The sequence below is a fragment of the Capilliphycus salinus ALCB114379 genome (assembly GCF_047276495.1).
Classification (GTDB): Bacteria; Cyanobacteriota; Cyanobacteriia; order Cyanobacteriales; family Microcoleaceae; genus Capilliphycus; species Capilliphycus salinus.
In genome coordinates this window covers 520938-538873 of the sequence record NZ_CP178543.1, presented here as the reverse complement: position 1 = coordinate 538873, position 17936 = coordinate 520938, and the positions used below count along the sequence as shown (strand labels likewise).

Below are 17936 nucleotides of genomic sequence, written 5' to 3'. Positions count from 1 at the left end.
TTGCTCGACCTGTCAAAGTTGTAAAGTAAAATCAATTGAGATTACTATCTTTTGATCTCTGTACCTGAGGGATTGCCTATCGATCTAAGAAATTAGGGTGCGATCAATGCTTGCTGTTAGCCGGATGCCTCGAAGGTAGGGGATTTCCCTGGCGGATGTCAATTGCGTGTCAGAATTAACTCATCCTGACCGACAAAATTTAGCTAGGAAATAAAGAGTATGAATGGTTTATTATCTTGATGGGTGAATGATTCTGTGCCAACAGAATAGATGATTTGTTTGAATTTCCGATCAAAACTGATGTGATTTTATTTTATTATTTTAGTGTCGCATGACTGCGCTCTCAATTGCGTCTTCTAACGGGTCAGGAGTGAATCAACAGGTTTATCTGCGCTTAAAACGAGCGTTACTGTTAAATCTACGACGTCAAATTTTAATTGCCGTCTGCGATGATTTGCCATTGCGTCAACGAATGATCGCTCGCTTACAAACAGAGTTTACCAAACGGGAAAATTCTCCAAAAGGTTCTGCTACTACTCCAAAAAAGATCAATATTCGTTCATCCGGTTTCACGAATTGGGTGACTTTAACGTTAAACTTAGAAGAACCGAATCTGATCGCTCAAATTGAGCAGTGGTTCGCGGAAAACGGTTCTGTAAATTCTACAGTTTCGGGGTCTGTGGTCGGTTTTCAAATTTTAGGGGTTGAGCAACTAACGCGACAACCGGCGGCGATGCAATGGTCTTTTTTGCATCATTTGCGGAATTTAGAAAGCCATCTTCCCCAGTTAGAGTTTAGCCTGTTGTTGTGGATTCCTTCGCCTTGGTTGCGCTGTATTGAACAGTCGGCGCCGGAATTTTGGCGGTGGCGAACCGGGGTGTTTGAGTTTGCCGGCGATCCGACACCAATGACTGCTACAATTCAACAGAGCCAGGATTTTGATCTAAATCCCGTTTCCAATACTGGGAAGCCGAACCGTCTGAGTCAGTCAGAAGAAACTGGACAAACTCGGTTTTCCGGGGTTGAAGGCGTTGTTTCGGACGACAGCGATCGCCTTGCCGATACCAAACCACCGGCAAACATCACCGCAGAGGCGGTTAAATTGGCTTCTGTAGCCGATCAAAACTCGATAACGAGGAATGCCACACAACCGCAGACCTCGCCGCCTAAAAGCGTAAAAAAGCCGCTGGATTTGACTCAAACCCTACAAAAAGTCAAACGACTTCAGCAAATACAAACTTCTCCCAAACAACTAACACGCGCTTACCGGATTTTAATAGAGCGAGTCCGCCAACAAATGCAAGCGGGAGGATTAAGATCGACCGAACAAATTTGTCTTGCCATCGAGGTTTATGAAACGGGATGGCAACAGTTAGAAAATACCTCTCGTCCGATTTTAAAGCGTTCAGAAATTGTCGATTGGCTTAACGATCTTGGCACGCTGTATTGGATGCGTTTTCATCAAGAAAAAGCGGCAAAAACGGCTCGCGGTGCTGTTTGTTTTCTAGAACAGAGTATCATTTTCTATCAAAAAGCGTTAATGTACGCCAATCCCGCTCAACAAGCGGCTTCTTGTCCAAGACTGCAAAAAAATTTAGGTGCCGCTTACGGAGATTTGGCGAGAATTCGCGATCCGGTGGAGAATTGGCAACAGTCGGTGAATGCTTATGGTGAAGCCATTCGCTTGTTTGGTGTTGTCATTGGCGATCGCGGTGAGTTAGAGTGTCAAAGTCAGACCCCAACTCAACCCATCGCCTTGAGTTGTGCTGCCACTTTGAATAATCTCGGAACGGCTTATTGGAATTTGGCTCAATATACTCAGCCGAGTTATCATTTAAAAGCGGCTATATCAGCTTATACTCAAGCAGAGCGTTATTACTCTGGCGATCGCGATCGGCGAGAGTTAGGAATGATTCAAGCCAATATCGGAACGGCTTATTGGAATTTAGCCCAACATGAACCGGAAGACAAGTGGTTGCATCTGGCGATTGAAGCCTATCAAAATGCCTTGAAATATCGCAGCCCAAAAACCGATGCGCCGGCTTGTGCTGCAACTCAGAATAACCTGGGAATTGCTTATTGGCATTTGGCTTCTCGAGATCAGGACTCAGAAATTCGTGCTAGATTCTTAAAAAAGGCGATCGCAGCTTATGAGATTGCACTGACTCTCGTCGAACAGTTGAGTCCGACTCAGCTAAATTTTGACCCCTTAGCCACTCACAATAATCTGGGACTTGCTCACTATCAATTGGGAAAAGATCGACATTTGCTGATGAGTCAAACGGAGCGTGTGGCTCATTTAGAAGCGGCTTTACGCCATCATTTGCAAGCGGGCTGTCAGCAAGTTCAGCCGAAAACGACTGCAAATGCTGTAGAATCAGGACGGCATCAAATTGATCTGGCTCCCGTTATCCGAACGATGCGGGCGATTTATACTGAAGCGGGTTTACCCGGACAAAACCGGGCGCTTTCCCAAATTCCGGCTCATTTACTGTCAGAAATATTACGCTCTCTGTAACACAATGCAACTAAATCGATAAATCTCTAGGTGTGAACCCGAGTTTTACATTAACATTGAGATGATTGATTATTCTTGCTCTACCTTCAGCTCAACCTTGTGGTTATGGCTTCTGCAAAGATTCTTGTGGTTGATGACGACCCAGCAATCCGAAATTTAATTGCTCGCTATCTGAGCCAGCAAGACTACGAAGTTGAGTCGGCAAAAGATGGCCATACGGCGCTGGAACTGTTTGATCAATTTAGTCCCGACTTGGTGGTACTGGATGTTAATCTTCCTGACACAACGGGTTTTATCCTCTGTCAGGAAATGCAAAGCCGTACCAGTGTATTTATTTTAATGCTGACGAGCTTAACGGGTGAAGCCGATAAAATCAAAGGCTTTGATAAAGGAGCCGATGATTATATTACCAAGCCTTTTGGTTTGGCCGAACTCGGAGCGCGTGTACGGGCGATTTTGAAGCGTCAGCGCAGTGTAGCCGACAGCGAACCCCGCAGCTTGGTGTACGGGGATCTGCTGATCGATCCGGCTCGTCGCGAAGTCTATATCCAAGATAAGTTAATCCCCCTGAGTGCGTTGGAGTTTGACTTGCTGTATTGTTTGGCCAGCAAACCCGGTCGCGCTTGGCGGAGATCGGAACTCTTACAAGAGGTCTGGGATTACGATTATGAGGGGGAGCAGCGAGTCGTTGACGTTCATATTGGTCAAATTCGCAAAAAGATTGAACCGGATGTCAATAAACCGGTACTGATCAAAACGATTCGCGGTGTCGGTTATATGTTCGACCGGCGAGTTAAGGAAAGATAAAAAATGAGGGGATTTCACCCTCATTTATTCCCTATTTATCCAAAAAACGCCGAATTTCGTCGGCTCGCCCCAAAGAACGGCGTACACAGTCTCCTAACGCTACACCGTCAATATAGTTGCTACACAGATATAGACCCGGCAAGGTCTGTAAGCCCTGATTGATTCGTTCTAAGCGCTGCTGGTGTCCGAGATTGTATTGGGGGATGGCACGCTTCCACAGATGCACGGCAAGCACTTTGGGAGTGGTATCTTCTTTGAGTAGGATGCGACGCAAATCTTGATGAACCGCAGCAACAATTTGATCGTCTTCCCAGTCTCCAATTTCGGGAGCGGTAGCCCCGCCAATATAACTGCTGAGAACTTGCCAGCCTTGGGGGGCGCGATCGGGAAATAAACTGGATGTCCAAATCGTGCCTAAGGTGCGAATACCCTGTCCTCGGGGAACTAAATTGCCGAATCCGGTTAATTTTTGCTTCAGGACCGAAACCGGATAAGCTAACACGACGCAAGCAACCGGAGGATAGGGGATTTCGGCCAGTGCTTGGCTGACTTGGGGCTGCAAGGGTTTGAGAATTTCAGCCGTGACATAGGCGGGAGTCGTCAGCACGACGGTTCGGGCTTCGACCTGCTGCACGCCTTCGGGGGTGGAAAATTCGGCCCGATAGGTTTGATTTTCCGTGCGTTCGAGTCGGGTCAGTTGCCAATTTAATTTTAATTTGTCTCCCAACTGTTGGGCGATCGCTTCGGGTAAGGCTCCTATCCCCTGGCGAAAAGAACCCAACTCTCCGGCTTTGGTTTGGGGAATCGACGGATCGGCGGCTGGTTTAGAGGATTGGGTCTGACGGCGGGATAAAACGGCTCCGGCCACTAACCCCCCGCCACTGTAGGCCATGCGAGCCACCCGAGCAAAAGCCGACCTCATCTCAAGTTGCTGCGGATCGCCGGCATAAACGCCGGAAACGAAGGGTTCAACCAGTCGCCGGAGAACTTCTGACCCCAGATGGCGCTCAAAAAATTGCGAGATCGTTTCTTCCCCGTTTTGTTGACTAAGTTGAACTCCCATCGCCGGCCGGACAAAGCCCAACGCTCCGATTAAAGCCCGCAGTTTGCCGCCGGTACTTAAGAGTTTGGTCTTTACTAAAGCCGGGGGACTCATCGGAACCGCCATTAATTGACCATTCCAGTAAACGTACCGGGGTAATTTGCGATCGGCGAAGACTAACTCAGGTTTGAGGCCTACCTCTACCGCTAACTTCAGTAACTCGGGTGTCGGAGAAAAACTGTTTGGGCCTTCTTCCCAGAGAAACTCCCCTTGAGAAACTGTGGTTATGTTTCCTCCTACTCGTCGCTGATGCTCGCAAATCAGAATGTTGGGGGATGATGGATGTTCCCGGTTCTGATGGAGACCATGAGCTAAACTCAAGCCGCTAATGCCAGCACCGACGATTAAACTATCGAGGACGTGAGTCATAAGGCGTGGAAATGTTCTTTCAATGAGGGCATGGGGTGATTTCAGTGAACAGTACCGTGCAGTACCATGCTACTGGTCACTGTAAACTGTAAACTGTAAACTGCCTATCACCATTGTCTTACAAGGTGGTACTCTCCTCAGGATTGAAATAAGCTTTCTAAGTAAATACGGGCCGCTTGACGATAGCTTTGGGTGGCTTCTGGGCTGTTTTCGTTGCTCTGTTGTAATAAAAACAGCGATAGCGCCGCACAGAAGACTCGATCTTGATCCCACTCGGGATGGCTGTCAAGATAGCCCTGGAGGGATTCGTGCAAGATTTCAGGAATTTCCGCCAGGATACTTACACTTGTATTCATAGGTCTACTCTCAGGGTGATTTACACAATACCTAATTTTTTGAGATTTTCGGGGGTAGGACTGCCGTACAGTTTCCCTCTCGAATCTAGAAATCGGTAGTCGATATTGTGTGCTAGAAGGGGGTGGGGTTGTCAATGTTGAGAACTGTTACAACCTCGGGACTTCTTCCCCATTGTTCACGAAAGAATGCGACTTTGAGCCGGGTTTTTGTTACAAAAGTTTACACAAACGGGGGAATTTTTGGGGTTTGGTGTCGGCGATCGCAAAATCCCCAAGAGGGCAGCGAGATCGCCTAATATCGTTGTTGGCTGTGGAAAAGTGTAGGGCAGACTGTGGAAAACCGGGTGTAAGTTTGTGGAACATCTGTGGAATGTATGGGGAAAATTCCAGGAAAAGATAAGAATTTTGAAGTTGGGTTTTGGCTGAAATTGATTTGAAATTTGGGGAACTTTTCGGGCAAAAATTCAGTCGCTCGGAGGAGGCAGGGAAAGTGAAAGCGGGACTGAGGATTTCAGTGCGATCGGTTTGGGGGTGACTCGCTAGAACTAGGGTGAGGTCAACCGCAACAGTAAAGAGCAGTAGGAGAGGCAGAGTTGTTCAGAAGTATCTGGCCAAAAATCAGTTGAAGTCCCGATTTCTGAATGGATTGACTTGAGGGTAAAATTACCCGCAAGCTCTAAAAATGTAACAAACCGAACACAAACGGCAATCAATCGAGTCAAAACCCTAAATTTTTAGGTGAGATCTTGTGAAACTGAGCAACTCCATTTAAGCTGAAAGCCAAATACCAATCAATTCCAACGAATCGGTTGACAATGAAAAGACCAAGTTTCAAACGGTTCCGTCCGGGATTAGTTCTAGGCGCAATCGCGAGTGTGGTGATGAGTGGCCCTGCGGCCAATGCTGCGGATCGAGTCGTTTTAACCTACGGCCCGTTCCAAGCTCCGGTCCGAGTTCGAGATCTGGTCGAATTTGCGGAGACGGGGGAAAAAACGAAAACAATTGGCCAGATTGTTGGCGCCGCCGACATCGATGAGGACACTTTACGGGGTTTAATGACCCTGGAAATTGGCTTCGATCTGGTTCCTTTTTCCTGTTTGATTTGTAGTCCGACGGGGATGGAGATTGTCGAAGATATTGCTTTGACATTGCGAACCCATCGCCGGGTGGAAAATGTCTCAGCCATACACGCGGCTTTAATTAATGCCGTGAGTGATGATGGCAAGATTTCTTTCCTAGACTTTATTCAGAAGTATCCGGTTCCGGGTTTGTATGTCGATGTCGGCAACATTCCCGATACGGTCGAAAGACTCCAGGGTATAGCAACGGATTTAGAAGCATTGCTGAGGACTGCTTCTCGCTACAGTCAGGCGGGATGTTCTTTGCAAGAAATCAGTTTGCCGGGGCCTGCACCGTTGCAGCCACCCCGTCCCCCCGCGCCTCCGGTTCCCCCACCACCCGCACCGGCAGCACCGCCGCCCGCGCCTCCGGTTCGAGGACTGTGGTAATCGGATTATCCCGACGGATTAATTCTCCCTAGAGAAAATGCCATCGCTTGTTAACGGGCGGTGGCATTACAGTCACCAGTCACCCTTCGGGTTCAGCAGTCGCTCTCTTGCGAACTTCGCTCTCGGCGGAAACCGCCGGGCCGCGAGTTCGCGCTCATGGGGGAAACCCGCGCAAGCCCTCGCTGCAACACCTGTCACCAGTCACCAGCGCGTTCCTTGCGACCCGGCGGAATAGTCGGTAGCAAAGTTTGCAAGAGAGTGTTTTCAGTGAACAGGTGTCGGGTGTCGGGTGTTGGGTGTTAGGTTTGTAGGGGCGGGTTCTACAATATCTTTGATGACTACTCACACATTGAGATCAACCCGCCCCTACCTGCCTATTGCCTCTTGCCTACTGTCGCGGCCAGGGAATGGAAGATTGTCCGGCGAGTTTTTGGGCGACGACTCGCGCCCCGTAGCGGTTTAAATGGCTGGGATCGACGAAGTATTCATAACGGGTTAAAGCGGCTTCTGAGAGGTCAATAAAGATGAATCCATACTCTTGAGAAAGTCGCTGCATATTGCCTCTAAATTCTTGTTCTGCCCACCAGCGAAATGAATCTAAATAGTCATCGGTTAGGGGTAAATTAACAAAAACAACCGGAATATTTTGAGTGTTTAAAAACCCCATAACTGAACTGAATGCCCTCGCTTGTTCTCCGCCCAAGTTAAAAGCCCGATAATCTCCATCATAGCGACCCGCTACATAGGGGCGTTGTTGATAGTAAGTATAGGGATTAAAACGGTTGGGTGCGGGAAAAAATCCGTTGGCATCCAGGGTTGGATTTAAAGAAACGAGTGTGGCGGTATTTTGTTCGGAAGGTTGTTCGGACCGACGATAAACTAAATCGTTCAATTGAGGGGTTTCTAAGGTGTTGAATTGAACGGGAAGGAACTGTTCGACTTCGGCTGTTTTAACGGCTAATTCCGCTTCTAACGGTTGCTCATTTTTACTGGCTTGAGGAAAACTCCATTTGGGTCTGGCATTACAAGATTGGGGCAATTGATAACAGATTTGTGTGTTATCCGATGAAGTTGAAGCGAGTTGAGGACGAACGCCGGAAGCTAAACGTCTGTGTCCTTCTGAGGCGATAATTGATTGATAGGTGCGGTCAATGCGACCGCTATTTAACGCTCTCACTCCATCGGCCCAAACAATCATTTTCGGGAGTTGATTTGGTGTTAATAAATCTGTTAAAACATAGTCTACAACTTGGGCGGTTGCGCCATTAACTCCAAAATTAAAAATTTTCAAGCCTTGATAACCTTTGGCGGCTAAAGCTTGTTTCATTGCTCTCGGATCAACCCCTTGTAAAGCCCGAGAACTTCCGACAATTAAAATATCGGGTTTTCCAACGGTACTCAGATAAGACAGATAAAGTTGCAATTGTTCATCGAGGAGTTCGCTATCAAAACTCGGAAACTGACTCGTCATTTGAGTTTTTGCGGCTTGTTGTTGGGAATAGGCTAAATTTCGCATATATTCCACGACTTTTTTCTCCGCAAAAGCCCGTTTGGGACTATTGGGAGGAACCGCCTGCATCCACGCCACCGCTTGCACCCAGTTTCGGGCGACTTCATCCCATTCTTGCTTTGTTTTTGCGGTTTGGGCTAAATTCGAGCCTCTGAGTGCAAATCTAACGGACTCATCAAACGGACTTTGTTGTGTACAAGCGTTTGATTTAGCTATCGTTTCAGTTTGGGAGTTTTCAGCATAATTTGACGGATTTTCCGGGTTGACAACGGCTAAGTTTTGAGTATTTTGTTCTGCAAACAGAGATACAGAAGGAGTGCTGTTAACTTGTTTCTGTTGAAAATTAAACAGTGTTACCACAAATAGGAATGCGGCGACAATCCAACCCAAAAAACTTGATTGTTTCAAACGACGAAATAGATTCATGGAAGCCTCCAAAGGGATATTCCATCTTTTTATAGGAAAGTGAAGACTCTAAGCGTCCAATGTTTTATTATAGAGTCTGTTGTTTCAATTGATCGGATCTGGAGAATAAATTTTTATCAAATTATTTTAATTTATATGGGGCCGTACCATAACTATAGTTAATCTAATCCCTCATTTTAGATCTGTAGATAATATTAACTTTAACCGAGATAGATGCCAACTCATTTTTGCGAGTTCACCGCTTCAACGGCACCTTCGGCTTCGTGTACAATTGTTCTTAAATCCTCCAAGATTTTCTGATTTGAAGCTTTCCACAACCCCCGTTGGTTGGCTTCTAACAAACGTTCAGCCATATCTCGCAACGCCCAAGGATTTTTTTCTTGAATAAATTTCTGCACCGTTTCATCCAACAAATAAGCCTTAGCAACCCCTTCATACATAAAATCTTCCACACAGTTTGCTGTCGCATCATAAGCAAACAAATAATCCACCGTCGCCGCCATTTCAAACGCGCCTTTGTAGCCGTGACGCATCACTCCCGCTATCCATTTGGGATTAATAACCCGAGACCGATAAACCCTCGCTATTTCCTGTTTTAATTGTCTCACTTTTGGGCGTTCCGGTTGAGCGTTATCCCCGAAATAAGTTTTGGGATTTTTACCCGTAATGGCGCGAACAGACGCCGTTAATCCCCCTTGAAATTGATAATAATCATCCGAGTCTAATATATCGTGTTCTCGGTTGTCTTGATTGTGCAGAACAATCTGCATTTGTTGGAGACGATTTTTAAACGCTTCCGGTGCGGAAATTCCCCCTAACTTACTTTGACTCATTCCATGAGTTTGACTCGTATAAGCGTAGCTACTCCAGTTAATATAAGCCCTGGCTAAATCCTGTTCATCCGTCCAATTTTGAGACGCAATTAACCCCTGTAAACCCGCACCGTAAGCGCCAGGTTTGGAACCAAAAACGCGATAACGAGAGCGCATTTCCGCCTGTTCTTTTGTCAATCCCGATTTCATTAAAACTTCCGTTTCTTGCTTCACCTGCGCCGCTAACGGGTTCAATTCTGGTGGTTCATCGAGTTGAGAAACCGCCACAACCGCTTGGTCGAATAAATCAATTAAATTGGGAAACGCATCCCGGAAAAAACCCGAAATTCTTAACGTTACATCAACACGCGGACGCCCTAAAATAGAAATCGGTAAAATCTCAAAATCAACCACCCTACGAGAAGGACCATCCCACACCGGTTGAACGCCCAATAACGCCAGCGCCTCCGCAATATCATCGCCTCCGGTTCGCATTGTAGAAGTTCCCCAAACGGACAGCCCCAATGTTCGCGGATATTCTCCATTTTCCTGAGTATAACGCTCAATTAATGCGTCTGCTGCCAGTTGACCGACTCTCCAGGCTGTTTCTGTGGGAATAGCCCGAATATCAACCGAGTAAAAATTGCGTCCGGTTGGCAAAACATCGGGTCTTCCTCTGGTTGGCGCACCGGATGAACCGCTAGGAATATATCGCCCTTCTAACCCCTTTAATAAGTGAGTGATTTCTTGATGGGTTTTTTGCAGGTTGGGTAAGAGTTTATTCTCTATCCATTGTAACTCTTTTTGGGTTAATTGTCCAGTTTTGACGGTTTCGCCTGCAATAATTTTTTCAACTAAACTGGCTGCGTGGTTTTCTATCACCTCAACTGCATCGCCAACCGTTCTACAAATTTGATTGTCTAACGTTAAACTTTGACTAAAAACCTCGGATAAATCCGTTGTAAGCGGGTCAAATTCTAACTGCCAATCTTCCGCGATCGCCCGTGTAATCCCCAAACGCTGAGTGCTTGGATGGCGGGCGATAGAGACAATTAAATCTCTTAACTGTTTTCCCGTCGGACACTGCCCAAAAATATGCAAGCCATCCCGAATTTGAGCTTCTTTCAGTTCGCACAAATAGCCGTCAATTGTATTTAAAGTTTGTGCATCGAGTTTATTTTCAGCCAAGCCCAAATCTTGATTTAAATTTTCGGTTTTAATCAAATCTTGCAGCCTATTTTTAATCATCGGTAGCCGGGACGGATCTAAACTTTGCGCCTCGTAATATTCGTCAACTATTCCTTCTAACTGCTGTAACGAACCGTAGAGTTCGGCGCGAGTCAGAGGGGGCGTGAGATGATCTAAAATTACCGCTTGGGAACGACGTTTAGCCTGGGAACCTTCTCCCGGATCGTTAACGATAAAGGGATATAAATGGGGGATGGCGCCGAAAGCAATTTCGGGGTAACAATTTTGAGATAAACCGACACTTTTTCCCGGCAACCATTCCAAGTTACCATGTTTTCCGACATGAACAATGGCATCGGCTTGAAATTGATATCGCAGCCAATAATAGAAGGCTAAATAGTCGGGAGTGGGTTCTAAGTCGGGGGCGTGATAGTTTAAACTCGGATCGCGATCATAGCCGCGACTGGGTTGAATTCCCACAAAAATATTATTGAGTTGAATCCCAGAAATAGGGAAGATTTCGGGATAAGAACTGTCATCAAAGTTAACCTTCCAACGTTGACAAATTGCCGTTTGTATGGTGTCAGGAAGTTGAGAGAAATACTGTTGAAAATCTTCCCAATTTAAAGACTGTTGCACGGTTCTGAGTTCCCGCCCTTCCGGATCATTTGTAATACCAGATGTCAAGCGTTGAATTAATTCTTCTCCCGTTTTTGGGACATTTTGAATATTGTACCCTTGCTGTTGCAATGCTTCGAGGATATGCACACAACTGGCGGGTGTGTCAAGCCCCACTCCATTGGCTAACCGTCCGTCTGCGGTGGGGTAGTTGGCGAGAACGATCGCGATGCGTTTTTCTGTAGCTTTTTTTCGGCGTAATTTTACCCAATTTGCGGCGAGATCGGCTACAAATTTGATGCGATCGCCAACAGGAATATACCCAATGACGTCCGTTTCTAACTGCGAGTTCCAAGTTTCTACCGCTTTAAAAGACACCGCACGGGTAATAATGCGTCCATCAACTTCGGGTAAAGCGACGTTCATCGCCACATCTCGGGGTGAAAGTCCTTGAAAGTCTGTTTCCCACTGTTGAACGGTTTGACTGCTGAAAATGACTTGTAAAATGGGAATATCTAAGCTAAAAAGCGGAGAATTTACGGTTGAATCTTCGGAGATAGAAGCAATAGAAAAGCTGGTCGTATTGAGAAGAATTTCAATCCTATTATTGCTATTTTTTTGAAGTTCGGTAATAACTTCTGCTTGTACGTCTGGGTCGCGCAAAGATGAAACAAAAACGGGGATTGGGTTTAAGTTTATCTCTCTTAACGCCTGACAAAGTGCATCGATGGGGCGAAGATTTCCCGAGAGATAATGGGCGCGATAAAAAAGGATTCCAACTTGAGGATTATCTGTTTTTGTTACCGTTTTAGTTTGAGAATTATTTTTAAAGTCATTTTGATAAATTCCCACCCGAGGAACGGAAACGGGTTGTTGATAGTTATAGTGTTTATCTAAACAAATATTAGCGAGAAATAATAGCGCATTTTTATAGTTTTCTATTCCGCCTTCGGTGAAATAATGCCAAAGTTGATTAACCGTTTTTAGAGAAACGGTTGAATGACTCATTAAGTCCGGGTCGGGGCGATCATCTCCGGGTAGAATAATTAATTTCGCCCCGGTTTTTTCGACGGTTTCCTCAACGACTTCTAAGCCATAATTCCAATAGGAACGTCCGCCCAAAAGTCGAATAATAATAACTTTTGCTTGGCTTAAAATATCCTCGGCGTAGGTATCGATAGTTAGCTGTTGTTGGAGTTGTAAAAGGTTGGCAACTCGCAAAGATGGAAAATCAGTCGGAAGTTGATCGATAGCGCTGGCTAGAGTTTGAATATCGGTGTCTGCTGCGGTTAAAAAAATAATCGGTGCGGGTGTTTGTTCGATAAAAATAACGCCTTCCGTGTCAGGAGTCCAACCGCCAGGTGTTGCAGAAATTCGGTGCATTTACAATATTATCCTATCAAGTTTGTAGTTGCGCTTAAGCGCAAAAATTGGGTGTTTTGTAGGGGTGGGTTCTGAATTAATATATCATTCCCCGCAGATAACTGAAATAAACCCCCTTTGTAGGGGCGGGTTCTGAATTAATATATCATTCCCCGCAGATAACTGAAATAAACCCGCCCCCTCCAACCGATAACGGAAATAAACCCCCTTTGTAGGGGCGGGTTTACAAAGGTTATTTGTGTGAAAATCAACATTTTTGCTGAACCCGCCCCTACATCACTGGTGACTGGTGACTGTTTGAACCCGCCCCTACAGTGTATTAAAGCCAATCTTCTTGATCTTCTTTTCCTCCTTTATAAACTTTTCCTTTGGCGTGTATTTCACGGGTTTTTTCAAATAGAGTTTCTTCGGTTAATTGCCATTTTTGCATTATTTTTTCTAAATCATTTTGGATATCCCAAGCGCCGGGAAATCCTCGATAACGAATTTTTAAACGAGCGAGTTCGGCGAGATTATATTCGGTTGGTTGGGCTTGAATTAAATTTTCAACCGTAACGCGATCGCTTTTATATTGAGGATGTTTTTGGTCTTGATTGCTCATTTTAAACGGAGGTTAAAATCAAGAAAAACTCGATAAAAATTTATCCCGGGCGCACAGTTTGAGAATCAATTTCTCTGCGGGACTAGGCTTTGATAAATAAGTTATCCCACGAATAAAAAACACCAGAGGAGGGAACAGGAAAAAGTAAAGAGGCAAAAGGCAATCATGCAATATTGCTAACTTCTGACTTCTAACTTCTCTTGATTCCGGGGCGGGTTTATATTAGTTATTGCTGGGAAACATAGATTTATCCAGAACCCGCCCCTACTGAACTCTTGGACTCCTCAACTCCTGAACTCACGAGTTCGGTTTGATAGCCTATTTTTTTTAAGGCTATAGAAATTATCAGCCGAAATTGAATCGGCTGAATTTGAACGAAGGTAAGTAGGATTGCGGATTTACAGAAAGCTAATTTTAGAGTTAATTTTGGTCGGCATCTGGAAAAGTACGCTTAAACTCTTCGAGCAACTCGTCAATTTCTTCAATCGCTTGATTAACATCAATTCTCAGCGTTCCTAAATCCGGTTTCTCTAGGAGTTTAACGAGAGACTCTCGCTTACTCTCAATCAAAGCAATTCGTTCTCTAATTGTATTAGAATCCATTTTTTGTTTCCTTTGCTACCTGATAATCTATAATATATAGCGGCAAGCACACCGAAGCTGCAAAGGAGATCGCTAAGATCGGCCAAACAGCAAGAATCCTTGATACTATTTTTGAGTAATTTTAGGATTGTTGCCAATTGCAGCAAGCAGACCAGGAGCTAGCGCAGGAAGGGGGGGCGTTTGCTATCTGTGCGTTTATTTTTGGTCACTTCCGCTAAATACCGTTTCAGTGCTTTCTCGCGATTTTTCATAAACGCACCCCAAAAACCCGGTTGTAACTCATCCATTGTTTTTGCCAAAGCCCAAATATCAATGGCGAGGATATTGTACAACCGTTCGTCTTCCTTTTTAAGAGAGTCAATCTGCTCTAGGAGCTTACGCTCAACGTTGGCAGCGGATAGATCATTGTCTATAGTCATGTTGAGGGTTGAGTAACGAGGGCAGAGAGGGAAACCGAACACGGCGCAAGGGTTAAACTCATTGGCGCATAGGGTTTAGATTCTCCATCAATAGCCGTTAAGACGAAGTTGGGATCTCCTCAATCAAACGGCAGTTGGGGTATATCATCAAGAGTGAATCTACGCGGACTACCTTAACATATATGTTACGTCAAATTTCTTTAGCTCAAGTCGGGTTAGTATTGGGAGGACTGATCACTGTTGTCGGGTTTGTTGCCTATTTTAAGGATTACGCCACCCTAAATTTAGCAGGCTTCTTTTATGGTATACCGCTCTTATTGGGAGGATTGGCTTTAAAGGCGGCGGAGTTGGAACCCGTTCCCTTCTCTGAACCCACCTCTGAGAACGTGTTGGCTTTGCGAGAACAACAAGCCACCGACACTCAAAATCAAGTTCGTAAGGATGTTACCCGTTACCGCTACGGTCAGACGGCTCATTTGATCGACGCTCTCGAACGCTTGGGACTGGGGGCAACCGATGACGAACACCCTCAACTCCAAGGCATTCGAGAAGTGGCAATCGACGGGGCTTATACTTTAATTTTAGAGTTTGATTCCCCATTTGTTCGCCTAGAAACTTGGCAAGAAAAACAGGAAAAACTGAGCAAATTCTTCGGCCCCAATATCCGAGCCGAAGTCACCCAACCTCAAGAAGAACAGATTGATTTGGCTTTAATTAAAACAGAGAACAAGCAATAGAGGACCGGGAACAGCAGGCTATAGAGGACAGTGACCAGTACCATGCTAGTGATAATTGGTGACTGATAACTGCCTGTTCCCTGATCCGTCGTTCCCTGTTCCCTGCCTATTCACTGGTGACTAAGATTGCAAACTTTGCTCTATGCGCGAACTTCCGCGACTGCTGAACCCGAAGGGTGAGGTGGTGACTGTAAAACTGGTGACTGTAAATTGCTTATAATTTGCTACAGTTTTCTGACGGGTATATAGGGCTGTTGTGTCCGAATCTACCCCTAACCAGACAGTTGAAACACTGTGCATCAAGAGCGTTAGTTCTTGAGGGTAGGAAACCCCACCCTCAACGAAGTAGGGTGGGGTACTTCACTTCTCCAACCTGACTGCATACCACTGAAGGTATTTTCCGGGGCCGAGATCGAAGTCACAACAAGTATTGAGCAGATATTGGGCTTGTTGGGAGACGGTGGAAAACTTTTGGAGTTCTCGGGGTAGGTCTTCCTGTCTGTCCGACAAAATTGATTCGAGTTTCTGTTGAAGTTCAGCAGTTGTGAGGAACTGCTCCGGTTGGTTAGATTCCAAAACCACATAGTGGTCTTCGGAGTACATGATCGAATCCGGCATTTTTTTGTAGTTGTGTGAACTCTTAATATTTGATTGTGACTTAGGCTTGCTCCCCTGACAATGGGGGAAAATGTCCAAGTGTAACGTGATAGGATCAAACTAATTCCTGACAATCCCGATCGGATTACCGGAGTTTCTCTGATTCATCTGGGTTGAAGTGTATTCAAGTCAATCACACACAAGATTCAACCCGCCTCACGAATTTTGGTTAAAACTGGTACGACCTATTTCTATGACTACCTCTGTAAACTCACCGACACAAGATCGCAAAGTCTCCAAGCTCGAAGGAATTAAAGAACGCAGTAACTACCTGCGGGAGCCTTTAGCCAGCGAACTGCTCAACGACGAAAACTCCTTTAGTAGCGATGCCGTTCAAATCCTAAAATTTCACGGTTCCTATCAGCAAGACAATCGGGATAATCGCGCCAAGGGTCAGGAAAAAGACTATCAGATGATGTTGCGAACCCGCAATCCTGGGGGCTTTGTTCCGCCCGAACTCTACCTCACCCTAGACCGTTTGGCCGACGAATACGGCAATCATACCTTACGGGTGACGACCCGCCAAGGCTTCCAACTGCATGGGATTTTGAAAAAGAACCTGAAAACGGTTTTGTCTTCCATTATCGAGAGCATGGGTTCAACCTTGGGCGCTTGCGGAGATCTCAACCGGAACGTGATGTCTCCCCCGGCTCCCTATCGAAACCGTCGGGAGTACGAATACGCCAGCCTCTACGCCAATCATATCGCCGACTTACTCACCCCCCAAACCGGCGCCTACTATGAAATTTGGCTCGATGGCGAAAAAGCAATCAGCGCCGAAGAAAATCCCGAAGTCAAAGCCGCCCGTCAGCGCAACGGCAATGGCACCATTTTCGGCCAGTCGGAGGAACCGATCTACGGCGAACATTATATGCCCCGCAAATTCAAATGTGCGGTAACGGTCCCGGGCGATAATTCCGTCGATCTGTACACCCAAGATGTTAGCCTGGTTGTGATTACCAACCAAGCCGGAGAACTCGAAGGGTTTAACGCGATCGTCGGTGGCGGTTTGGGACGCACCCACAACAAAGAAGAAACTTTTGCGCGAACCGGGGATGAGTTGGGGTATGTTGACAAAGCAGATATTTATGATTTTGTCAAGGCTGTTGTCGCCACTCAACGGGATTATGGCGATCGCAATAACCGCCGTCATGCCCGGATGAAATATCTGCTCCACGATTGGGGAGTTGAGAAATTCAAAGTCAAAGTTGAAGAATATTTTGGCAAATCCCTACAACCCTACAAACCTCTACCGGCTTGGAAATATCAAGACTATTTGGGCTGGCACGAACAGGGCGACGGCAAGCTATTTTTGGGGATTTCCGTTGAAAATGGTCGGGTCAAAGACGAGGGAAACTTCCGGCTCAAAGCGGCTTTAAAACAAATTGTAGAGCAGTTCAAACTGCCGATGTTGCTCAGTCCCAATCACAATATCATTCTCTACGAAATTTCCCCCCAAGACCAAGCTAAAATTCAAACCATTCTCGATCAAAATGGGATTCTCAAAGAAACCCAAATCGATCCGTTAGTCCGGTATGCGATGGCCTGCCCCGCTTTGCCGACCTGCGGATTGGCCATTACAGAATCAGAACGAATTATCCCTAGTATCCTGGAACGGATTCGGTTATTGTTGGACAAGGTAGGCCTAGAACAGGAGCATTTTGTCGTCCGGATGACAGGATGTCCCAATGGATGTGCTAGACCCTACATGGCGGAGTTGGGGTTTGTAGGAAGTTCGCCTAACGCTTACCAAGTGTGGTTAGGTGGCTGTCCGGATCAAACACGACTGGCTGAACCTTTCATCGATCGCTTGGCGGTGGGTGAGTTAGAAACGTTCTTAGAGCCGATTTTTGTTTATTTCAAACAGGATCGCAAACCCGCAGAGCGTTTTGGGGATTTTTGCCATCGTGTGGGATTTGACTCTATCCGTCAGTTTGTAACCCACTACTCATTGAATCCCTCGATGAACATTCAGACTCAAGAGCTAGCTGTAACTTCAGATGCTGAAATTTCTCAAGACGTTTCTCCTTCTGTGGTTGCACCCAGTGACAAACAAAACGCAGCCATTTCAACTCAACCGTCTTCGGATGATGGGGGCGATCCCAATAAAATTCGACATCGGGTGAGTGTTCGCCATCAAACTTATTTGGATTTGAAAGAAGAATCGAAACGTCAGGGTAAACCGGTTGTGGAGATTGCTACTCAAGCGATTGAAGAATATCTCACTCGCATGAAATCTCAACAACAAGTTTAAAGAACACGTTTAATTTGTTTGTTGTTCAACTTTTAAGGTGCATTTTGTAACCTAATTTTTGACCGCTT

At 45.8% G+C, this 17936-nt stretch carries 14 protein-coding genes; 6 read left to right on the top strand and 8 right to left on the bottom strand.

Annotated features, from left to right (window positions below):
* Window positions 1-331: 331 nt before the first annotated feature.
* Complete coding sequence (locus tag ACL6C3_RS02285; protein ID WP_413164991.1) at window positions 332-2518, top strand: tetratricopeptide repeat protein; 2187 nt, start codon at window positions 332-334, stop codon at window positions 2516-2518.
* 105 nt (window positions 2519-2623) lie between these two features.
* A complete protein-coding gene (locus tag ACL6C3_RS02280) occupies window positions 2624-3325 on the top strand; it encodes a response regulator transcription factor (protein ID WP_413164989.1) in 702 nt (233 codons plus the stop codon).
* 31 nt (window positions 3326-3356) lie between these two features.
* Here ACL6C3_RS02280 and hemG read toward each other — a convergent pair whose 3' ends face one another.
* Complete coding sequence (gene hemG, locus ACL6C3_RS02275) at window positions 3357-4796, bottom strand: protoporphyrinogen oxidase (protein ID WP_413164986.1); 1440 nt, start codon at window positions 4794-4796, stop codon at window positions 3357-3359.
* Between the two features lie 137 nt (window positions 4797-4933).
* Window positions 4934-5152 carry a DUF2811 domain-containing protein gene (locus tag ACL6C3_RS02270; protein ID WP_413164984.1) on the bottom strand — a complete coding sequence of 73 codons (219 nt, stop codon included), beginning with the start codon at window positions 5150-5152 and terminating at the stop codon, window positions 4934-4936.
* Between the two features lie 134 nt (window positions 5153-5286).
* On the opposite strand from ACL6C3_RS02270, the gene ACL6C3_RS02265 reads away from it, so the two are divergent.
* Together ACL6C3_RS02265 and ACL6C3_RS02260 are read left to right on the top strand one after the other, a co-directional pair.
* On the top strand, window positions 5287-5448 hold the full coding sequence (locus ACL6C3_RS02265) for a hypothetical protein (RefSeq protein WP_413164982.1): 162 nt from the start codon (window positions 5287-5289) through the stop codon (window positions 5446-5448).
* A gap of 519 nt (window positions 5449-5967) precedes the next feature.
* The gene (locus tag ACL6C3_RS02260; RefSeq protein WP_413164980.1) at window positions 5968-6660 is read left to right on the top strand and encodes an alpha/beta hydrolase; all 693 of its coding nucleotides are present in this window, start codon (window positions 5968-5970) and stop codon (window positions 6658-6660) included.
* Window positions 6661-7048: 388 nt separating this feature from the next.
* Here the strand turns inward: ACL6C3_RS02260 and ACL6C3_RS02255 are convergent, their stop codons facing one another.
* The 5 genes from ACL6C3_RS02255 to ACL6C3_RS02235 all read right to left on the bottom strand — a co-directional run bounded on the left by ACL6C3_RS02255 (window position 7049) and on the right by ACL6C3_RS02235 (window position 14220).
* Window positions 7049-8596 carry a hypothetical protein gene (locus ACL6C3_RS02255; protein ID WP_413164978.1) on the bottom strand — a complete coding sequence of 516 codons (1548 nt, stop codon included), beginning with the start codon at window positions 8594-8596 and terminating at the stop codon, window positions 7049-7051.
* 221 nt (window positions 8597-8817) lie between these two features.
* On the bottom strand, window positions 8818-12597 hold the full coding sequence (gene cobN, locus ACL6C3_RS02250) for a cobaltochelatase subunit CobN (RefSeq protein ID WP_413164976.1): 3780 nt from the start codon (window positions 12595-12597) through the stop codon (window positions 8818-8820).
* Window positions 12598-12916: 319 nt separating this feature from the next.
* Window positions 12917-13198, bottom strand: coding sequence for a DUF3288 family protein (locus ACL6C3_RS02245; protein WP_413164974.1), 282 nt, complete (start codon window positions 13196-13198; stop codon window positions 12917-12919).
* Window positions 13199-13618: 420 nt separating this feature from the next.
* Window positions 13619-13801: a hypothetical protein gene (locus ACL6C3_RS02240; protein ID WP_413164972.1), complete on the bottom strand. Its 183-nt coding sequence runs from the start codon at window positions 13799-13801 to the stop codon at window positions 13619-13621.
* Between the two features lie 158 nt (window positions 13802-13959).
* Entirely contained in the window at window positions 13960-14220 is a 261-nt protein-coding gene (locus tag ACL6C3_RS02235) for a hypothetical protein (RefSeq protein ID WP_413164970.1), read from the bottom strand.
* A 182-nt stretch (window positions 14221-14402) separates the two neighbouring features.
* On the opposite strand from ACL6C3_RS02235, the gene ACL6C3_RS02230 reads away from it, so the two are divergent.
* Window positions 14403-14957: a DUF2854 domain-containing protein gene (locus ACL6C3_RS02230; RefSeq protein WP_413164968.1), complete on the top strand. Its 555-nt coding sequence runs from the start codon at window positions 14403-14405 to the stop codon at window positions 14955-14957.
* 360 nt (window positions 14958-15317) lie between these two features.
* On the opposite strand, the gene ACL6C3_RS02225 is transcribed toward ACL6C3_RS02230, so the two are convergent.
* Window positions 15318-15575, bottom strand: a complete 258-nt coding sequence (locus ACL6C3_RS02225) for a chlororespiratory reduction protein 7 (protein ID WP_413164966.1) — start codon at window positions 15573-15575, stop codon at window positions 15318-15320.
* 232 nt (window positions 15576-15807) lie between these two features.
* Between ACL6C3_RS02225 and sir the strand changes: the two genes are divergently transcribed.
* A complete protein-coding gene (sir, locus tag ACL6C3_RS02220) occupies window positions 15808-17868 on the top strand; it encodes a sulfite reductase, ferredoxin dependent (RefSeq protein WP_413164964.1) in 2061 nt (686 codons plus the stop codon).
* The last annotated feature ends 68 nt before the right edge of the window (window positions 17869-17936 follow it).

Excerpts from the sequence above, each read along its gene's own strand:
- ACL6C3_RS02265 (WP_413164982.1), top strand. The coding sequence starts at position 5,287 with ATGTTGAGAACTGTTACAACCTCGGGACTTCTTCCCCATTGTTCACGA.
- ACL6C3_RS02235 (WP_413164970.1), bottom strand. The coding sequence starts at position 14,220 with ATGACTATAGACAATGATCTATCCGCTGCCAACGTTGAGCGTAAGCTC.
- ACL6C3_RS02285 (WP_413164991.1), top strand. The coding sequence starts at position 332 with ATGACTGCGCTCTCAATTGCGTCTTCTAACGGGTCAGGAGTGAATCAA.
- ACL6C3_RS02240 (WP_413164972.1), bottom strand. The coding sequence starts at position 13,801 with ATGGATTCTAATACAATTAGAGAACGAATTGCTTTGATTGAGAGTAAG.
- ACL6C3_RS02230 (WP_413164968.1), top strand. The coding sequence starts at position 14,403 with ATGTTACGTCAAATTTCTTTAGCTCAAGTCGGGTTAGTATTGGGAGGA.
- hemG (WP_413164986.1), bottom strand. The coding sequence starts at position 4,796 with ATGACTCACGTCCTCGATAGTTTAATCGTCGGTGCTGGCATTAGCGGC.
- ACL6C3_RS02245 (WP_413164974.1), bottom strand. The coding sequence starts at position 13,198 with ATGAGCAATCAAGACCAAAAACATCCTCAATATAAAAGCGATCGCGTT.
- ACL6C3_RS02225 (WP_413164966.1), bottom strand. The coding sequence starts at position 15,575 with ATGCCGGATTCGATCATGTACTCCGAAGACCACTATGTGGTTTTGGAA.
- ACL6C3_RS02260 (WP_413164980.1), top strand. The coding sequence starts at position 5,968 with ATGAAAAGACCAAGTTTCAAACGGTTCCGTCCGGGATTAGTTCTAGGC.
- cobN (WP_413164976.1), bottom strand. The coding sequence starts at position 12,597 with ATGCACCGAATTTCTGCAACACCTGGCGGTTGGACTCCTGACACGGAA.
- ACL6C3_RS02255 (WP_413164978.1), bottom strand. The coding sequence starts at position 8,596 with ATGAATCTATTTCGTCGTTTGAAACAATCAAGTTTTTTGGGTTGGATT.
- ACL6C3_RS02280 (WP_413164989.1), top strand. The coding sequence starts at position 2,624 with ATGGCTTCTGCAAAGATTCTTGTGGTTGATGACGACCCAGCAATCCGA.
- ACL6C3_RS02270 (WP_413164984.1), bottom strand. The coding sequence starts at position 5,152 with ATGAATACAAGTGTAAGTATCCTGGCGGAAATTCCTGAAATCTTGCAC.
- sir (WP_413164964.1), top strand. The coding sequence starts at position 15,808 with ATGACTACCTCTGTAAACTCACCGACACAAGATCGCAAAGTCTCCAAG.